The sequence below is a fragment of the Winogradskyella pacifica genome, assembly GCF_003386275.1.
Classification (GTDB): domain Bacteria; phylum Bacteroidota; class Bacteroidia; order Flavobacteriales; family Flavobacteriaceae; genus Winogradskyella; species Winogradskyella pacifica.
Genome location: NZ_QREI01000001.1, coordinates 143,214 through 163,026 on the forward strand (window position 1 = coordinate 143,214; position 19,813 = coordinate 163,026).

Below are 19,813 nucleotides of genomic sequence, written 5' to 3' on the forward strand. Positions count from 1 at the left end.
TAATTATTCTTAAGAAATAGCATCTAGATCAAACTGAACGGACTCCCAATCTTCCATTAATTTACTCAAAGACTTCTTCTTTTTCTGATAATCATCAAAAAATTTAGGATCTGAAGCAGTTTTATCATAATCCGTTGCCAATCTTAAATCATCAGCTTTAATGTCTTTTTCAAGTTGATTAATTTTAGATTCAATATTGCTCAACTTATTATTTAAAGACTTTAATTTCTTTTGATCCTCGTAACTCTGTTTATTACTTTCTTTAGGTTTGTCTGCTATAACTGTTCTTTTTTCAGCTTCTCTTAAATTTTCGAGATTACGTTGTTCTAGGTAAAAATCAATATCACCTAAATATTCCTTGATGTTCTGATCTTTAAATTCATACACCGTGTCTGTCAACCCTTGAAGAAAATCTCTATCGTGAGATACTAAAATTAAAGTGCCTTCAAATTGCGTTAACGCTTCTTTTAATACATTTTTAGATTTAATATCTAAGTGATTTGTTGGCTCATCCATAATAAGGACGTTTAATGGCTGCAACAATAACTTAGCCAAAGCTAAACGGTTTCGTTCCCCTCCCGAAAGTACTCTTACGTATTTCTCTGCTTCCTCACCTCTAAATAAGAACGATCCTAAAATATCACGAACCTTACTTCTATTGGTTTCATTTGCCGCATCAATCATCGTATCTAAAACGGTTTTATTACCATCTAAATACTCTGCTTGGTTTTGCGCGAAATAGCCAATTTGAACATTATGTCCTAGATTTAATTTTCCTTCGTGTTTAATTTCACCAACAATAATTTTAGCTAAAGTTGACTTCCCTTGTCCGTTTTGTCCAACAAAAGCCGTTTTAATATCTCTAGGAACTGCTAAATTCACATTATGCAATACTTGCAAGTCTCCATAGCGTTTAGACACATTTTCCAATTCTACAACTACCTTACCTGGCGTAATAGAGACGGGGAATTTTAAAGACATTACACTATTGTCATCTTCATCGACTTCAATACGATCTATCTTATCTAATTTTTTAATCAGCGATTGTGCCATGGTCGCTTTAGACGCTTTAGCTCTAAATTTTTCAATAAGCTTTTCGGTTTGCTGAATTTGTTTCTCCTGATTCTTCTGAGCTGCCAATTGTTGAATCTTCATTTCCTTACGCAATACCAAAAACTGAGAATAAGGCTTATTGTAGTCGTAGATTCTACCTAATGAAATTTCAATCGTACGATTGGTAACATTATCTAAAAACATTTTATCGTGAGATACAATAACAACGGCACCCGTGTAGCCTTTTAAGAAGTTCTCTAACCAAATAATAGATTCAATATCTAAGTGGTTAGTTGGCTCATCTAAAAGTAATAAATCATTATTTTGAAGCAACAGTTTTGCTAATTCAATTCGCATTCTCCAACCACCAGAAAAGGTATCGGTTAGCTTATCAAAATCTTCGCGTTTAAAACCTAAACCTTGAAGAATTTTCTCCGTTTCACCTTGATAATTATACCCACCTAAAATTTCGTATTGGTGTTGAATATCATTCAAATCAACCATTAACTGATGATAAGTCTCACTTTCATAATCGGTACGCTCGGCTAATTGTGTATTAATATCTTCTAGCTGTGCTTCACACTTTTTAATTTCTTTAAAAGCTTGGTAAGATTCTTCTAATACTGTTTTACCTAAATCGAAATCAATATCTTGTTTTAAAAATCCGATTCTCATATCCTTATCGGCAGCAATCTGACCAGAATCGGCTTCTTGTTCTTTAGATAAAATACGAAGCATTGTTGATTTCCCTGCTCCATTTTTGCCAATTAAGCCAATACGATCACCAAGACCGAGTTTAAAAGTAATTTCTTCAAAAAGATATTCTCCTTGAAATGATATTGAAAGATTATGGATATTTAGCATAAGTTTTTTGAATATTACAATTGTGTTTTACGTTACAATTGTTACAGTGCATCAGTTATATTATTTTATCTTCGCAGTGTCTTAGAAAAATGCAAAAGTAAAGGTTTTAGTTATGATTAGAAAAGGAATGAAACTTTATAGTATTCTTTTTGGTGTATGTCCAAAATGTCATCAAGAATCCATGTATCAGAACACAAATCCTTACGCACTTTCTGAAGTTATAAAAATGCAGGAAACGTGCTCTCATTGTAAGACGAAATACGAAATAGAACCCTCTTTTTTCTATGGCTCGATGTATGTAAGTTATGCCGTTGGTATTGCTTTTTCTGTAGCTGCATTTATTATTAGCTACAACATATTGGGATCGTCTTTAACAATTGCTTTTATTGCAATTATAGCTACCTTAATTGGATTTATGCCTGTAATTATGCGTTTATCTCGTAATATTTGGATAAACCTCTTTATGAGTTATGATAAAGAACTAGCTGAAAAATCAGAAGTAAAAAAGGTAAAGCATTAATTACTCAAAACGATTTACATCAATTTCTGCGTCTAAACTTTCATTATGTTCTATAAATTTAAATAGCTTATCAGCGACGTAAGGCGCAATCATAACACCACGTGTTCCTAATCCATTAAGCACATAAAGATTATGATGCTTTGGATGTCTACCAACTAACGGTCGTCTATCCTTTACAGTAGGTCTAACTCCTGCAATGTGATTCACAACTTGGAAATCGCATGTTATGAATGTCTTTAATTTTGAAATTAACTCTTCCTTAGCCGATTCTGTTGGTATATTAGATTTATCATCGTTATTGTAAGTTGAACCTACATTATACAAATCATCACCTAATGGAATAACAAATACAGAAGACTTTATAGCATACTTAATCTTTAACTTTGGAGCTTTAATAGTTAATATTTCTCCTTTTGAACCCGTAAGCGGAATGGTATTGAAATACGGATTGTGTTTTACGCCAAAACCTTCAGCAAATACAATTTGTTTTGTCTTGAAGTTTTCATAATGAATAGCATCGTCCTTAAACTGAATATTATTATGAATGAACGATAGCTCCTCTAGACAATCATCCTTTTTTAGAAGATTCTTATAATTGGTTATTAGCTTTTCTGTATCTAATCGTCCGGCATGTAATACTTCACCAAATCCATACGGAGCATCAATTTCAGGATTATCATTTTTAATAAGCTGAAGTGAGAGATACGATTCTAAAGACGGTTTGTCTGATGCTGTAAACCACTTATTCTGCTCTTCTATAGAAGTGAAACGTCTTAATATTGGTAGTTTATAATCTATCTTTATATCTAACTCGGTTTCAATTTTAGAATATAGAGGTAATGCTAGTGCTAATTGTTCTTTCGCGTTCCATACCTCTGAAAAACGCTTTAGTATAACCGGATTATACAATCCTGCAGCGACTATAGAAGACTTCTGAGAGTCATCATTAAATACTACAAATGTTTTATTGTGAGCTCTTAACTGCTCGCAAAAAGCGATGCTTGCTAAGCCACATCCTACTATAATATAATCTACGTCTTTCATTATTACAAAAGTAAATAAATCTAGACTTCAAAAACCTTTACAGAAGAGATAAAAAAAATATTAAAACAAAAAAAAACGCCCACTTAAAAAGTGAGCGTTTATATATTTTATGCTAAAGCTAACTAGTAACTCCACATATCTTGTTCAAAGTTTCTAATCTTATCTTTGATACGTTCTGATTCTAAAAGCTGCATTAATGCATTTTCTGCAACATACTCCTTTACTTCTCTATCACCGTAGACATTTTCTTCTTTGTAGATTGAACCACTAAAACGTCTGCTGTTTAATAAATGATCGAAAGATAATGGTACAGCGCTATTCTTGTTGTTGAAAGCTTTCGCTTCATGAAGAATATCTCTGATTTCTGGGAAAAATACCCAAAATAAACCGATAGGTTCTTTATTTGACTCATCGTCAGAATCAATAAAGTTTACATCTGGTGCTGCTGGCGCAATACCTAAGATACGAAACTTTAATTCTCCTTGACGCTTATCAAAATACCAAAGTCCTTTTACTAAATAAGAATTAATATCCGCAGGACCAATTTCTCTACGAATCTTGTATTCTTCTGGCACTAATGCCGTATCAGTAACACCTTCAGCGTTCATCCAATCAATTCCAACATCTGTGATTCGTTCCATTACTAAAGCAGGAGCTAAATCTTCCATAGTACGTTCTTCAGTAAAATATGCATCTGCATATACTTTTGGAATAGTACCATCATTGATATTTTGCATTAGCACCATATACAATGATTTTCTATCATCACCTAAATTGTCTTCAATAGGAAAGTATAAAGGAAAATTGGCACGTTCGTCTAAAACAATCTTTTCCCAAGTCATTTTAGAAAATAAAATATCTCTATCTCCGACATATCCGTATTCTAAAGGCTTATCGTTATCTAGAAGTAACTGTGCTTCAGTTTTCATACCAATTTCTTCTGGTATTTTTGCATTTAGGATATTAGCCTGAGCAAACATACTGTTTGCAGCTAATACACCTAATCCTATACATAAAAAGCTTTTTAAATTCATCTTATTTTTTATTATAATTTGGGATTTTCTTTTAATAATGATTGTTCTATAAACAATCTATTATTAGTTACTTACCTCAATAGTAATTGTTGAAACTCCTTTTAATTGGTAGCTAGAATTTCCTTGAATCTTAGCTTTGATATTAAAAATAGTAACAACATCACCCGCACGTGCTCTACCAATTGCAGATTTTGCTTGTGCATTCATTTTAGTACCAGCAACATTAACAGTAGGCTGTCCAGGTACTTTTACTTGGAACGATGTTACGTTAATTGGTAAGTCGAATACAAAATCATCTAATTTAGCACCAACAGTACCTATTTCTAGGTTACGTTTTGGTAATTTAACAAAACCGTCTTGACCTGAAATAGTACCAGTTGGTTTTGGAATATCTTTAATTCTGAATGTTTGTTGATCACTAACTCTAGATCCATCATCTAAGGTAGCAGATACATTAATTGTAACCTCTCTACCTGTTCCTGGATTCATAGTGTATTTTCCAACACCAGAACCTTTAGATAAACCTGATCCACTAGCTGACACTTTATTATCTGGTACACCAGCAAAAGAAATTGTCATTGGGTTAGCAACACCACGATAAACAACGTTCATCTTATCTGCAGAAATAGTTGCAGAGTTTGGTCTTGGTACTACAACATAGTTAGCTACGATTGGAATTGGTAATTCTTTACCATTTTCAATAAATGTAAATTCACCTTCAATTGAATGCTCACCAACATTACCAACATTAAAATCTAATGTTGCTGCTCCTGTTGAATCAATTGCATTTTTTAAATCAACTTCTTTACCCTGTACTACTAATTTCGTTGGAGGAACATTTGCATATTTTCCAATAACAACACGTCCTTGAAACTTTTCACCTGCGAAAAAAGCAGACTTATCAGCCAAAACGATTGCTTTGTAGTTATTTAGTGTTGTAGCTTCTGATAATGTATTACCTAAAAACAAGTTGTAAAGGTTAGCTTCTGTTACTCTAACATCATTTTGCATTGCTGTTAATTTCGTATAAGATGCAATTGCTGGATAACCTTGAAAGTTATAATTTAACCAATCAATTTTCTTTCCATCCTTATTAACCTCTTGTGCTGTGCTAAACGTTTTTTCAAAAGTTTCACTTTCACCTCTATAAGCTTCATCTTTAGATAAGATGGCCTTAATATCAGTTTTATAATCGTTAAGAGCAGCCATTACTTTGTCTCCTTCTTTTGTTAAACGATCACCGGTAAACCAAGCCTCATCAAGAATATCGGTTTTATCCATTGCTTCAAAAGGTAAATTACCTGTTTTAGGATCAACTTGATATTCTCCAGCTTTAAGTAAATCTACTTTTACACCTTCAAGAAACTTGAAGTATTTATCTGATGCAATTTGCACTTGTTGTGCTCTTGCTGCTGGGATTTTAAATTCCTCAGGCTTTTCCTCACCTTTAGTTTTTAAATCTGTAAGCATCGCTTCATTTCTATTTCCTGTCGCTTCATTAGCATCAGCAAATTTTGCTTCCATTAATCCGAAAGCAGATAGTACTTCTTTAGACATATTCATTGCCATCATAGCAATAAATACCAAGTACATCAAGTTAATCATTTTTTGCCTTGCGGACTGTTTTCCTCCTGCCATTTCTAACTAGTTTTTAATTATTAATAATTCGATTATAAAAACCAATTAGTTTTTGTTCATTGCAGATAACATACCACCATATACACCATTTAAAGATGATAGGTTAGATGCTAAGGATTGCATTTGTTCTTTTAATTTAGTTGCATTTTCTACAGCTTCTTCGTTGATAGCAGCTTGACGATTTGCGCTATCTACTTGAACTTTATAAAGACTATTTAAAGATGCCATTTGAGCTGCTGCTAAAGACATTTCTTCGCTATATTTCTTTTGAGATGCCATAGAATCAACTGTAGGAGAAATTCCTTTTGCTGCTCCTTCAAAGTTTTTAATGCTATCACCTAAGCTTGCCATAAGCGCACCATCAATTTTAGCATCTTTTAATAAGTTATCTAATTTTTTAGATAACATACCTTCTGCATCTTTAGGCTCTTCTAAAGCTTTCTTTTTAGATCCTAATGTTTGACCACCAGCCAATTCAGGATATACTAATGACCAATCTAAGTCATCACCTTGCTTCTCAAATGCTGATAGTGTAAATACAAGTGCTTCAACAATCATACCGATAGTAAGGATAAGGGATCCATAAGGCCAGTGTTGAATTTTGAATAATGCTCCAACAATTACGATTGCAGCTCCAAGTCCGTAGACCATATTCATTGTTGATAATTTCTTTTGTGCCATGATTTTAAGTTTTTGTTTTCAAATGAGCTTGGTTGTTAATACTCATTTTGGATTAATATTAGGTTTAAGTTAAGTTTAATAAGTTTGAATTAATTTGTTGCTGCGTTTTTAGTTACTTCAGTTCCCATGTAATCTTGAACTGTTCTAAATCCGATATAGCTTCTTGCAGAATCAGCATATTCATAATCTCTAGAACTTACTTGCAAGAAATAAGCAACATCTTTCCAAGAACCACCTCTAACGACTTTACGTGCGTTATTAGGATCATTTACATTTGGATTAATTGATGATGCAAATTCATAAGATGCAGGATCGTAAGAACCGTTTACCCATTCTGAAACGTTACCCGCCATATTATATAAGTTGAAATCGTTAGGATCATAAGAATCCGCTTCTACTGTATATAATGCTTGATCGGCTGCATAATCACCTCTTAAAGGTTTAAAGTTAGCCATGAAACAACCTCTGTCGTTTTTAGTATAAGGTCCACCCCAAGGATACGTTGCACCTTGCAATCCACCACGTGCTGCATATTCCCATTCTGCTTCAGATGGCAATCTGTAAGAGTTTACAGGTTGTCTTCCTCTTTTCTTTCTATCTGCATTATGGTATAAAGTTCTCCACTGACAGAAAGCTTGCGCTTGCTTCCAAGATACACCAACTACTGGGTAATCTCCATAAGCATCATGCCAGAAATAATCATTATGCATTGGCTCATTATATGAGTAAGCAAAATCTCTAATCCAAGCCGTTGTATCTGGATAGATCTCAACTTCTTGTTGAACTACAACCTCAGAACGTTTTAAACCTCTATCCTTTGCTGCTTTTTGAATATCCATGTAAGTATACTGGAATTTAAATTGCTTAACATCCCAAGTACGTTGGCCATTATATGATTCTTCTAATGGTAAATACATACCATCCATCACTTCAGCATACAATTCATCTGGATAATCATCCGTATTGAAATGCAACTTTGCATCGCGATTAATTTTTCTTTGTTCGTTACCATAGGTATTCACCATGTAACTTTCGTAAGCGTTAAGATCTTCTGGATTTGCATCTAAATACGCAAATTCTCCAATATCTCCACTTCCAGGTGTTTTCCCTTCTAAGTCAGCCATCTCAGCTAATTTTAATCTTAGAGTCGAATCTCTTACCCACTCTACAAACTGACGGTACTCACTATTTGTAATTTCAGTTTCATCCATATAGAATGCACGAACTGTGGCTGTTCTTGTTGGCGCGTCTTGTACTCCAGCTAAATCATCATCTGATTTACCCATAATAAAAGCTCCACCTGGCACCAATGTCATTCCATAGGGCTTTTCTGGATGCCATTTCTTACCTTGTACACCAACCAATTGTCCTCGATCTCCAGAATTACAACTGGCTACCATAACTAGTACTGCGGTTAGTAAAATAAACTTCTTAATATTCATAGTAACTCTAGGTTAAATTAGTCCTTATTATTTTTGAGGTCGTAAACATATTTATATATTTCCGAATAAACAACTTTTTTTATCTTTTTTTTGCACTTTACCCTGAAAATAAGCATTTCATCGATTAAAAAAGTGTTAAAATCGGATTAAACGTTCATTTTAAAAGCTATTCTTCCGGTAAGCCTTATACCAACGCTCAGGTATTTCACCTTGAGTTGCATGCACATAATCGGAATGCATGCATGGTAATAACGTATGCTTTTTTAATTTATTATTAACATTTGGTAAAAAAGGAATTTCAATCCACCAACGACCTGTTTTTAAGCTTTTGTAAAAAATTAATTCATCATCTTCTACCAAAACATTATATTTTTGATAATGATTTTCATTGTTAAAATCGTCATCTTTAACTCTACAATTTACACCTTCAATAAAATACCATATCATTTGTGCTATTAGCATTGAAGTTGAGCTATCATTTTTAGAGCCTTGGTATTCATAAACCCCAAATGATGACACTTTATTACTAATACCAGCATATCTACTTATGGCACAAATTTCTTTTCCTGAAAAACCATTAGGCGAATACTTCTGATTTTCACTTACTTCAGAAGCTCTAACCGACTTTAAATCTACCGATACAATATGGGCATCTCGCATTAATGGCTCTACCCTACTGATGTCTCCAGATATTTCACCTAAACGGTAGGCCTCAAAGTACAACTTTTCTATAAGATCTATTTCTTCTTGGGAGTTAAAATATGTTTGGTAGCCAATTGTAGAATAATTGAATAGATTATAAGGCTCTTCTACAATGACTTTACCTACGTAACTATTATTCTTAATTGGAAGATTTGCATCACCCAAATCGAAATTACTATCCACACTTACCACATTTACCATAGGCATGAGTGAATCGTAAGCACGATAATTTGCATAAGTTAAATCTTGACTTCCTCCTAAAACAATAGGAATGATACTTTTTTCTACTAAAACAGATATCGCCGTACGAATTGCAAAATACGTGTCTTCAACCGTTTCGCCTGGTTCAATATCACCAAGATCCGCTAATGTTGTATGCCAGTTACCCGGAAACAACGTGTAGAGTGTTTTACGAATAGAGTCAAAATTAACATGAGCACCAATAAAATTGACGTCATTTCTATTTTCTTGAACTCCAATAATCGCCATTTGTACGTTTTCCAAATCTGGAACACCGTTTTGACGCGAATGTACCTTAATTTTTTTCCCTAGCGCTTGTTGCGCTATTAGTTCATTATGAGCTAAAACCGCATCTGATACAGGCGTAAGGAAATTAAAATTCATATCCAATTATTTCTTTTTAGTTGTAGCTTTCTTCTTTGTTGCAGTTTTCTTCGTCGCCGTTTTCTTAGGGGCTTTCTTTTTTGCAACCTTCTTTTTAGGTGCGTTTTTTTCGAGAATCTCTTGCGCTTTCTCTAAAGTCATTTTAGTCACATCTACCGTTTTGGCCAACTCTACTTTTTGCTTGCCTTTTATAATGTTGTGCCTTCCCCATCTTGCTTTCTCTACTCTTACTCCTTCATCTTCCCAATTATGGATGACCTTATCAATTTCCTTTTGAATTTTTTCTTCAATCAAAGTAATGATATCGTCTTCTGATAAATTATCCCAATCGTATTTTTTATTCACATTAATAAACATATTGTTCCATTTTATGAATGGTCCAAAACGCCCTTTTCCTTTTGTAACTTCTATATCTTTATACATATATATAGGAGCATCTGCTTTTTCTTTCTCCTTAATATATATTAAAGCCTCGTCCATCTCTACACTCAATGGATCAACACCTTTTGGTAATGACACGAATTTTTTACCAAACTTTACATATGGTCCAAATCGTCCGTTATTAACCTCAACTTCCTCGTCTTTATAATGACCTAATGCTTTTGGAAGCTTAAACAAGTCCATAGCCTCTTCAAAAGTTATAGAACCTAATTGTTGATCTGGTGATAAACTTGCATACTGAGGCTCTTCTTCATCGTCAGGTTTACCCAACTGTACTAATGGTCCAAATTTACCAAGTCGTACTAAAACTGTTCGTCCTGTTTTTGGATCGATACCTAATTCCCGTTCTCCAGATTCTCGTTCTGCATTTTCCTGTACATCTTCGACTTGTGGATGAAAGCCTTTGTAGAAATCCTTCATCATTTCACGCCAATCTTCCTTACCTTCAGCAATATCATCAAAACGATCTTCTACTCTTGCTGTAAAGTTATAATCTAAAATACTTTCAAAATGGTTAACTAAGAAATCGGTAACAATAATACCAATATCTGTAGGCACCAATTTCCCTTTATTAGAACCTGTTTGCTCTGAAAGCGTGTTATCTTTAATCGTTTGATTTTCGAATACTAATTGTTTGTAGCTTCTTTCATCACCTTCATTCGTTCCTTTTTCTACGTAGTTTCTATTTTGAATTGTAGAAATAGTTGGTGCGTAAGTAGACGGACGACCAATTCCTAGCTCTTCCAATTGCTTCACTAATGAAGCTTCTGTGAATCTTGCAGGCGGTCTTGTGAAACGCTCAGTTGCTGTGATGTATTTATTTTTAAGAGGTTCACCAACTTTTAAATCTGGTAAAATTCCTTCTTGTTCTGCGTCTTCATCATCTGTTCCTTCTAAATATACTTTTAGAAACCCTTCAAACGTGATGATTTCTCCATTAGCTGTGAATTGTTCGCTAATTTTATTTTTAGAATTGATTTGAATTTTAAGATTAGTTCTTTCTAATCTAGCATCACTCATCTGAGAGGCAATAGCACGTTTCCAGATTAAATCGTATAACCGTGCTTGGTCGCGTTCTGCACTAACGGTGTGATTTGAAAAATCTGTTGGTCGTATAGCTTCGTGAGCTTCTTGCGCTCCTTTAGATTTCCCTTTGTAATTTTTTGGATTACTAAATTTAGAACCGTAAGCCGAAGTAATTTCGTTTTCTGCTCCTTTTTTAGCTTCATCAGATAAGTTTACACTATCTGTTCTCATATAGGTGATATAACCAGCTTCGTACAAACGTTGAGCATTGGTCATCGTTCTACTAACAGAATAGCCTAGCTTACGAGACGCTTCTTGCTGAAGTGTTGATGTTGTAAATGGCGCGGCGGGTGATTTTTTAGCGGGCTTCTTTTGAAGGTCTGAAACTTCATATGAAGCACCCATATTATCATTTAGGAATTTTAATGCTTCCTTTTCAGAATCAAAATTCTTAGGCAGTTTTGCTTTGAATGAATTTCCGTCTTCGTTTGTAAACTCAGCATCTATTCTATAAGATGCGGTTGTTTTAAACCCTTGCACATCGCGTTCGCGCTCTACAATTAAACGAACTGAAACCGATTGTACTCTACCTGCAGATAACCCACCTTTTACTTTTCTCCATAATACAGGAGATAATTCATAACCTACAATACGGTCTAAAACACGTCTTGCCTGTTGGGCATCTACTAAGTTATAATCAATACTTCTTGGATTCTCTATCGCTTTATGTATCGCCGTTTTTGTAATCTCATGGAATACAATACGTTTCGTCTTTTCCTTATCTAATTTTAAAGTTTCGGCTAAATGCCAAGCAATTGCTTCTCCCTCGCGATCCTCATCACTTGCTAACCAAACAATATCTGCTTTCTTTGCTAATTCTTTTAATTTCTTAACGACATCTTTCTTATCTTTAGAAACCTGATACTTAGGCATAAAGTCTCCTTCTACATCCACTCCTAATTCTTTTGAAGGTAGATCTGCAATGTGTCCAAAACTGGACTCTACTTTAAAATCTTTTCCTAAAAATTTTTCAATAGTTTTAGCCTTTGCAGGTGACTCAACAATAACGAGATTCTTTGACATTCTTAAATTTTTGCGTTTACAAATGTATATGAAAATTAAGTTACAATCCTAATTTGGTCGTAAATACCATACATTTTATCGTGATTAAAATGTTATAAAAAACAGAAGAAGCCCTACAAATTATAAGGCTTCTTCGATTTATAAAAATTTTCAAATCTTAATTAGTAGGCATATAAAACGGATTCTGGTAAACCTTCAATATTTAACAAAACCTCATTGGTTCCATCGACTCGTAATGAAGACAAATGAAAAGTCTCAGCTTTCTCAAGCACTACTAAGCAAACTTGATTATTAAAAAGTGTCAATTTTAAATAACGCTGAGGCGGCATGGATTCGGCAATATTCCCTGAATCTATTAATGTTAACACCCAATCGTTACTATCACAACCACTAGTGGTCACATCAACTGTTAAACAATCACCACTCAAATCAACATTTAACACACCAAAATTATCAGACTCTGCTGTTTCATAGGCTTCATTATTGCTTACGACTTCTAATCCACATGGTAATAGCACTACATCATCTTCATTGCATTGAAAATTCATCAATAACATTGAGGTCAACGAAAACATTATAACTTTACTAAGTTTCATAAGAGTATGTTTATTGTATAGATGTAAAACGGATTAAAGGGTTGCGTTAAAATGTAGACAATTGTTCAATTCGTCGCATTTGATCATCCTCTTCATCAAAGCCAACAACATCTTTATATATAAAATACGAAGGCAAGTAACCAAATGAAGAAGTAACATACACCCCAAGTCCACACATTAAGAATCCTACTATCATGGCTAAAAATCCGGTTACAAACATTAACCCAAATGAAATTAACCATTTATTATTACCAAGATCAAAACCTAATCCAATAATTTCAGAAACTGATAAATCAGGATTAAAAGCATAAATAACAACAATAAAAGACAAAGGAACGACTGCATATATTATAAGAAGGAAACACAATAGCGTTGCTAAAAGGGCAATACCCGTAAATGCAACCCCCAGCTTAATCGTTTTACCTAAATACGGTTTTTTGAAGAAATAGAAATAGTCTTCTTTCCCTGATTGCTCTAAATCTTTGAATTTACATATTCTATAAAAGGCAGCTTTTAAACCAAGTCCAATTGCACTCATAGCTACAATGAGAAAAATATAAACTACAAAAAACACCAATCCAAAAGCAAACCCCATTCCGGAGTCCCCATAAGCCCCATATGAGTCATAACTATCACTAACAGTTAAAGCATTAGCAAAACCAAAAAACAGCAAGGGTATATAAACAATCATTATTACAGGTACTGCCAAAACAATATTTAGTAATAACATTACCAATCCTTGTACCCAAACTTTTTTAAATAATTCTATGGATTGATTAAAGATAATTCCAAAATCTAGTGCTTTCGCGTTTTGAATTTTGCTTTTAATTTCTGTACTGTTCATTTTTAGTCTTGTGATTTAGTTCGCCAAAAGAAATCTATTTTTATTAGATATTCAAGAAAAACACTACTCTAAACACCGTTTAAATATAATAATTAAACATTATGACTGCCACTTTGTCATAATCTATAAAATAATATTACCTTTGCATACTTATTGAGAATTGAAGTATTCACTACAGCTGATGGAAAAAATTATAGACGAAAACAAACAAGGGGAAACCTTAATCATAGACAAGAAAGAAGGTAACCAACGCAAATTATTTATTGAGAGTTATGGCTGCGCTATGAATTTTAGCGATAGCGAAATTGTAGCCTCTATTCTGTCTGAGCAAGGTTTTAATACCACAAAAATCCTTGAAGAAGCAGATCTTGTTTTAGTAAACACCTGTTCTATTAGGGACAAAGCTGAACAAACTGTTAGAAAACGATTACAAGAATATAATGCCGTAAAACGCATAAACCCAAAAATGAAAGTTGGGGTTTTAGGTTGCATGGCAGAACGCCTAAAAACTAAATTCTTAGAGGAAGAAAAAATTGTAGATTTAGTTGTTGGCCCTGATGCTTACAAAGATTTACCTAATTTGCTTGCCGAAGTTGAAGAAGGAAGAGATGCTATTAACGTTATCCTTTCTAAAGAAGAAACCTACGGAGATATTTCACCTGTTAGATTAAACAGTAATGGTATTACGGCTTTCGTTTCTATTACTCGTGGTTGTGATAATATGTGTACCTTCTGTGTTGTACCGTTTACACGCGGAAGAGAACGTAGTAGAGATCCACAAAGTATTATTGAAGAAGTAAACGACCTATGGACTAAAGGCTTTAAAGAAATTACGCTTTTAGGACAGAATGTTGATAGTTATCTATGGTATGGTGGTGGCCTGAAAAAGGATTTTAACAATGCTTCAGAACTTCAGAAAGCAACTGCTGTAAACTTTGCTAATCTCTTAGAGTTATGCGCTAAAGCACAACCAAAAATGCGAATTCGATTTTCAACATCTAATCCGCAAGATTTTACCATGGATGTTATTGAAACCATGGCGAAATACGATAACATTTGTAATCATATTCACTTGCCAGTACAAAGTGGAAGCGATCGTATTTTAAAAGAAATGAATCGTTTGCATACACGCGAAGAGTACTTTGAGATTATTGATAACATTAAACGTATCATTCCTGAATGTGCAATAAGCGTCGATTTAATCGCTGGTTTTCCAACAGAAACGGAAGAAGATCATCAAGACACCTTATCTTTAATGGAATATGTAAAGTACAACTTTGGTTATATGTTTACCTATTCTGAACGCCCTGGAACCTTGGCTGGTCGTAAAATGGAAGATGATGTACCCGAAACTATTAAAAAACGTCGTCTAAAGGAAATTATTCTATTAGAACGAAAGTATAGCGAAATTAATACCCGAGCGCATCTCAATAAAACAGTAGAAATTTTAATAGAAAAAGCATCTAAAAAATCAGATTTGCAATGGTCTGGAAGAACTTCAGACAATACTGTTGCCGTTTTCCCTAAAGAACATTATAAAGTGGGTGATTTAGTTAATGTACTTATAACAGATTGCACAAGTGCAACGCTTATTGGAAAAGCTATTGACTATTCTAAGAACAATTAATAAAAAAAACAAATGAAGAAATTAGCCTTAGCATTATTCACGTTAACTCTTATAACCTCTTGTGATGTAGAACCATTAGATCCTGCTTACACTCAAGGAGGTGGTAGTCAAGGAGGTGGTAGCGGTAGCGAGAGTGCAGACTTAACGATGTCTACTTACGAGCTAGACACGCAGATTAATTTAGTGTTTTTTGGTATTCCTATTGAAACAATCACCAATTCAGATTTCAACATTGCTAACGATAAAATTATATCTGGTACTAATGCGTTATCTGCAGAAGGCAGTCCGTTTGAAACCGAAAATCTTATCATTACGCGTAATAGCTCTGGACAAATTATTAACGATAAATCTGTGAATTCATCAGGGGCAACTACTAACGAAACTGTAATAACCTACATAAATGGCGTAGTATCTAATATCACTTATGAGTATTACGGAGATGACGAAGACGATTATAACTACAATTTCACTTACGACGGAAACATAATTACAAGAACAGAAGTTGGTTCTACTATTTCTACGCAATTTACCGTTGATGGTTCTGACCGTGTTATTAAGAAAGAATCCTTTGATGGTGATTTTTCTATTCAGGTTGAAACCGTATCGTACAATGCAGCAGGTAATATTACAAGCAGCACAACAACTGGTGAAACACAAAGCAACACCACTTATCAGTTTGACAACGAAACAAACCCTTTGCAAGTCATTTACGAAGACAATTATATTTTAACTTTCTTAAAGGATGATTATTCTGATGAAATCGGTGGTCAAATAGCACAATTTCTTTCTACAAATAATTGGAATGGTGCTACTTTCAGTGGTACTGCATTCAATTTTGATTTAGAATACAATTCTGCAGGACGAATAGTAAGTAGAGATATCGCTTATGATTTTGGACCTGAGTTATCATTTGAATTCAACGAAAGATTTTCATACGTAAATTAATTATGGAATCAATTCAAGCTATAAAGCAACGTTTCGGTATTATAGGAAACGATACAAAACTTAATCGCTCCATAGAAAAAGCAATTCAAGTATCGCCTACGGATATTTCAGTTTTAGTGACTGGAGAAAGCGGTGTAGGTAAAGAAAGTATTCCTAAAATTATTCATCAATTATCACATAGAAAGCATGGCAAATATATTGCTGTTAACTGTGGTGCTATCCCAGAAGGCACTATTGACAGTGAATTATTCGGGCACGAAAAAGGAGCTTTTACAGGAGCCACAGCAACGCGTTCAGGCTATTTTGAAGTTGCAGATGAAGGGACTATTTTTTTAGATGAAGTTGGAGAATTACCATTAACTACGCAAGTACGCTTGCTTCGTGTTTTAGAAAATGGCGAATTTATAAAAGTAGGTTCTAGTAAGGTTCAAAAAACTAATGTAAGGATTGTAGCGGCTACAAACGTTAATATGTTTGACGCTATTAAAAAAGAGAAGTTCAGAGAAGATTTATATTACAGACTGAGTACTATAGAAATCAACTTGCCACCTTTAAGAGATCGAAAAGAAGATATTCACCTATTATTCAGAAAATTTGCTAGTGATTTCGCCTTAAAATATAAAATGCCAACAATTAAATTAACTGACGATGCTGTTAATTTGTTAGTAAAGTATAGGTGGAATGGTAATATTAGACAATTACGAAATGTTGCAGAACAGGTTTCCGTTTTAGAGCAAACCCGTACTATCGATGGTATTACAATTCAGAACTATTTACCAAGTATAGGCAGCAACTTACCAGCTGTAGTTAAAAATTCTAAATCAGAAAGTGATTTTAGTAGTGAGCGTGAGATTTTATATAAAGTCTTATTTGACATGAAGAGCGATCTAAACGATCTTAAAAAGCTGACCATGGAACTCATGAAAAAAGGAAGTGATTCTGATGTTCAAAAAGACAACGAACATTTAATTCAGAAAATTTATGGTGAGGAAAAAGATGAAGAATTTGAAGCAGCCGTTGAAGATTTAGAGGTGTTATCTCTTGCAGAACATTCTGACGTAAATGAGAGTGTGGCTTCAGAAACCGAAGATAAATATCATTTTGCTGAAGAAATTGAAGAAGAGGAAACGCTGTCTTTACATGACAAAGAATTAGAATTGATTAAAAAATCCTTAGAACGTCATGGTGGAAAACGCAAATTAGCAGCAGCAGAATTAGGTATAAGCGAGCGAACACTCTACAGAAAAATCAAACAATTTGATCTTTAAGATAAATTTAGGAGAACTATAGAAATATTCTTAATCCATAAGTCGTTTACTAAAAACGGATTAACGAGCCAAAAACCTCATCAATAAGAAACAAACACAATTTAAATGAATTCATTAAAATATATTTTCATCGTTGCTATTTGCCTTGCATGCTACGGTTGTAAGGTTAATTATTCGTTTACAGGAATTACAGAAACACCAGAAACGTTTCAAGTTAATTTCTTTCAAAATAATGCGGATTTGGTAGAACCTGGTTTAGATCAATTATTCACAAATGCCCTTCAAGATCTTATTGTAAATCAAACCAGTGCACAATTAGTAAATTCAGGGGGTGAAGTTATTTATGAAGGAGAGATCGTAGAATACCGTATTGCACCAATGACCGCTACGGCCGAAAATACAGCTGCACAAAACCGATTAACTATTGGTGTTAGAGTGCGCTATATTAATACAAAAGATGAAGAAAAAGATTTTGAACGCACATTCTCTTTCTTTTATGATTATGGTGCCAGCGAACAACTTTCAGGTGGTATAAAGGATACCGCCTTCGACGAAATATTAGAACGTTTAACACAAGATATTCTTAATGCTTCTTTAGCAGACTGGTAAACTATGCAGCTTCAAGATATAACATATTTATTACAACATCCAGAAGCGGTTACAGCAGCTCAAACCGAACTACTCTCTTCTGCCATAAAAGAATATCCTTATTTTCAATCCTTAAGAGCTTTATACCTTAAAGGATTAAAACAAAAAGAGAGTTACAAGTACAATAACGCGTTAAAAATCACAGCTGCCCACACCACTGATCGCAGTGTGTTGTTTGATTATATTACTTCAGACATTTTCAATCAAAATGAAATATCTGAACAGATTAAACAAAACACAGAGTATATCAAATCTATTGAGGTTAATGCTGTAGATGATATTTCAGTCAATAAAAGTGTTACAATCGATGATGCTTTAAAAGAACATATTAAAGCTACAGAAGGTGTTTTAGACCCAGGTTTATTTGAGGTAAAACCAATGCCAAAACCTAGGTTAGAAGCTAAAATTGAAGATTCCATTATCGCTGTTGATGTTAAAAATATCACCGCAGAAAAGGAGCTTAAAATTGGTACACCTTTAGAGTTTAATAAAACTGAAAATCATTCATTTACAGAGTGGTTAAAGATTACGAGTTTCAAACCTATAGTTCGCAACGAAGTTGAAGACGAGACTAAAAACGACGTTAAACCTGTAACCAAAAACAACGTTGAAACAGAGCTGCCTGAACAAGAAAGCCTATCTCCTCTTCAGAAAAAACTTGCTATTATAGATAAGTTTATAAGCGAAAATCCAAAGATAAAACCCGTTTCTAGCAATTCACCAAAACCAAAGTTAGTTAACAATGACAACCCCGTTTCTGATAGTTTAATGACTGAAACTTTGGCACGAATTTATCTCGAACAAAAAAATTATGATAAAGCAATTCAATCTTACAAAATTTTAAGTTTGAAATATCCAGAAAAAAGTAGTTTCTTTGCACACCAAATAAAATTGGTGAAAGAATTAAAAGATAATAATACCATATAAAATGAGTGCATTTTCAATATTTTTAGTCCTAATCGTAATCGTAGCTTTTTTACTTGTTGTAGTAATTATGGTACAAAACCCTAAAGGTGGAGGGTTATCATCATCTTTTGGTGGTGGAGGCACCCAACAAATGGGAGGTGTTAAAAAAACTGGTGACTTTTTAGATAAGAGTACATGGTTCTTAGCTACCGGATTAATTATTTTAATCTTAGCTTCTAATTTAACTATCAGTTCTGGTGGTTCTGCGGAATCTAAAGCTTACGATGCTGACGATGCTACTGAAATGCCTGTAGTACCAACTGCACCTGCAACAGATACTACATCTGGCGAATAATACAAAACTTATTATTACCAAATACATTAAGCCAACTTTTTAAGTTGGCTTTTTTTATTTAAAAACTTTTCGGCAGATGGGTCTGAAACTTTGTCAGATTTTGTGTCTTGGCATAATTTTCGAACTACGCTAAAGCGTAATATTATTAATTAAATAACAAAAAAACATATAACAAATGGGCTTAAACATTAAACCATTAGCAGACCGTGTTCTTGTAGAACCAAAGGAAGCTGAAACGAAAACGGCTTCAGGTATTATTATTCCAGATAATGCAAAAGAAAAACCACAAAGAGGAACTGTTGTTGCCATCGGTAATGGTACAAAAGACGAACCTTTAACGGTTAAAGTTGGAGACACTGTACTTTATGGGAAATACGGAGGAACTGAACTTAAGTTAGAAGGTAAAGATTATTTAATGATGCGTGAGAGTGATATTCTTGCGATTGTTTAAATTGCTTTTCGCTATTGGCTT

18 protein-coding genes are annotated in these 19,813 nt (G+C 33.9%); 8 read left to right on the top strand and 10 right to left on the bottom strand.

Features of this window, described 5'->3' with window-relative positions; translation table 11 throughout:
• Positions 1 to 9: 9 nt before the first annotated feature.
• Entirely contained in the window at positions 10 to 1,917 is a 1,908-nt protein-coding gene (locus DFQ09_RS00675; RefSeq protein ID WP_115807668.1) for an ABC-F family ATP-binding cassette domain-containing protein, read from the bottom strand.
• A 112-nt stretch (positions 1,918 to 2,029) separates the two neighbouring features.
• Between DFQ09_RS00675 and DFQ09_RS00680 the strand changes: the two genes are divergently transcribed.
• Positions 2,030 to 2,437: a DUF983 domain-containing protein gene (locus DFQ09_RS00680; protein ID WP_115807669.1), complete on the top strand. Its 408-nt coding sequence runs from the start codon at positions 2,030 to 2,032 to the stop codon at positions 2,435 to 2,437.
• Here DFQ09_RS00680 and DFQ09_RS00685 read toward each other — a convergent pair whose 3' ends face one another.
• The 9 genes from DFQ09_RS00685 to DFQ09_RS00725 all read right to left on the bottom strand — a co-directional run bounded on the left by DFQ09_RS00685 (position 2,438) and on the right by DFQ09_RS00725 (position 13,592).
• Positions 2,438 to 3,481, bottom strand: a complete 1,044-nt coding sequence (locus DFQ09_RS00685) for an NAD(P)/FAD-dependent oxidoreductase (RefSeq protein WP_115807670.1) — start codon at positions 3,479 to 3,481, stop codon at positions 2,438 to 2,440.
• Between the two features lie 122 nt (positions 3,482 to 3,603).
• Positions 3,604 to 4,515 carry a type IX secretion system ring subunit PorN/GldN gene (gene porN / locus DFQ09_RS00690; RefSeq protein WP_115807671.1) on the bottom strand — a complete coding sequence of 304 codons (912 nt, stop codon included), beginning with the start codon at positions 4,513 to 4,515 and terminating at the stop codon, positions 3,604 to 3,606.
• 63 nt (positions 4,516 to 4,578) lie between these two features.
• The gene (gene porM, locus DFQ09_RS00695; RefSeq protein ID WP_115807672.1) at positions 4,579 to 6,153 is read right to left on the bottom strand and encodes a type IX secretion system motor protein PorM/GldM; all 1,575 of its coding nucleotides are present in this window, start codon (positions 6,151 to 6,153) and stop codon (positions 4,579 to 4,581) included.
• Positions 6,154 to 6,198: 45 nt separating this feature from the next.
• The gene (gene porL, locus DFQ09_RS00700; RefSeq protein ID WP_040757182.1) at positions 6,199 to 6,834 is read right to left on the bottom strand and encodes a type IX secretion system motor protein PorL/GldL; all 636 of its coding nucleotides are present in this window, start codon (positions 6,832 to 6,834) and stop codon (positions 6,199 to 6,201) included.
• 89 nt (positions 6,835 to 6,923) lie between these two features.
• A complete protein-coding gene (gene porK, locus DFQ09_RS00705; RefSeq protein ID WP_449489481.1) occupies positions 6,924 to 8,270 on the bottom strand; it encodes a type IX secretion system lipoprotein PorK/GldK in 1,347 nt (448 codons plus the stop codon).
• 165 nt (positions 8,271 to 8,435) lie between these two features.
• The gene (locus tag DFQ09_RS00710; RefSeq protein WP_115807674.1) at positions 8,436 to 9,602 is read right to left on the bottom strand and encodes a formimidoylglutamase; all 1,167 of its coding nucleotides are present in this window, start codon (positions 9,600 to 9,602) and stop codon (positions 8,436 to 8,438) included.
• A gap of 6 nt (positions 9,603 to 9,608) precedes the next feature.
• Positions 9,609 to 12,152, bottom strand: coding sequence for a type I DNA topoisomerase (gene topA, locus DFQ09_RS00715; RefSeq protein WP_115807675.1), 2,544 nt, complete (start codon positions 12,150 to 12,152; stop codon positions 9,609 to 9,611).
• A gap of 161 nt (positions 12,153 to 12,313) precedes the next feature.
• Positions 12,314 to 12,748: a hypothetical protein gene (locus DFQ09_RS00720; protein WP_147298302.1), complete on the bottom strand. Its 435-nt coding sequence runs from the start codon at positions 12,746 to 12,748 to the stop codon at positions 12,314 to 12,316.
• Positions 12,749 to 12,794: 46 nt separating this feature from the next.
• Positions 12,795 to 13,592, bottom strand: a complete 798-nt coding sequence (locus DFQ09_RS00725; protein WP_115807677.1) for a hypothetical protein — start codon at positions 13,590 to 13,592, stop codon at positions 12,795 to 12,797.
• 181 nt (positions 13,593 to 13,773) lie between these two features.
• On the opposite strand from DFQ09_RS00725, the gene miaB reads away from it, so the two are divergent.
• From miaB to DFQ09_RS00760, 7 genes are all read left to right on the top strand, one after another.
• Positions 13,774 to 15,219 (top strand): tRNA (N6-isopentenyl adenosine(37)-C2)-methylthiotransferase MiaB, encoded by a 1,446-nt coding sequence (gene miaB, locus DFQ09_RS00730; protein ID WP_115807678.1) that lies wholly within the window; start codon positions 13,774 to 13,776, stop codon positions 15,217 to 15,219.
• A 12-nt stretch (positions 15,220 to 15,231) separates the two neighbouring features.
• Positions 15,232 to 16,164, top strand: a complete 933-nt coding sequence (locus DFQ09_RS00735) for a hypothetical protein (RefSeq protein ID WP_115807679.1) — start codon at positions 15,232 to 15,234, stop codon at positions 16,162 to 16,164.
• Between the two features lie 2 nt (positions 16,165 to 16,166).
• Positions 16,167 to 17,432, top strand: a complete 1,266-nt coding sequence (locus DFQ09_RS00740; protein WP_115807680.1) for a sigma 54-interacting transcriptional regulator — start codon at positions 16,167 to 16,169, stop codon at positions 17,430 to 17,432.
• Positions 17,433 to 17,537: 105 nt separating this feature from the next.
• Complete coding sequence (locus DFQ09_RS00745) at positions 17,538 to 18,041, top strand: LptE family protein (protein WP_115807681.1); 504 nt, start codon at positions 17,538 to 17,540, stop codon at positions 18,039 to 18,041.
• A gap of 3 nt (positions 18,042 to 18,044) precedes the next feature.
• Complete coding sequence (locus DFQ09_RS00750; RefSeq protein ID WP_115807682.1) at positions 18,045 to 19,007, top strand: hypothetical protein; 963 nt, start codon at positions 18,045 to 18,047, stop codon at positions 19,005 to 19,007.
• A 1-nt stretch (position 19,008) separates the two neighbouring features.
• Positions 19,009 to 19,341: a preprotein translocase subunit SecG gene (gene secG, locus DFQ09_RS00755; protein WP_115807683.1), complete on the top strand. Its 333-nt coding sequence runs from the start codon at positions 19,009 to 19,011 to the stop codon at positions 19,339 to 19,341.
• A 175-nt stretch (positions 19,342 to 19,516) separates the two neighbouring features.
• Entirely contained in the window at positions 19,517 to 19,792 is a 276-nt protein-coding gene (locus DFQ09_RS00760) for a co-chaperone GroES (RefSeq protein ID WP_115807684.1), read from the top strand.
• Positions 19,793 to 19,813 lie beyond the last annotated feature (21 nt).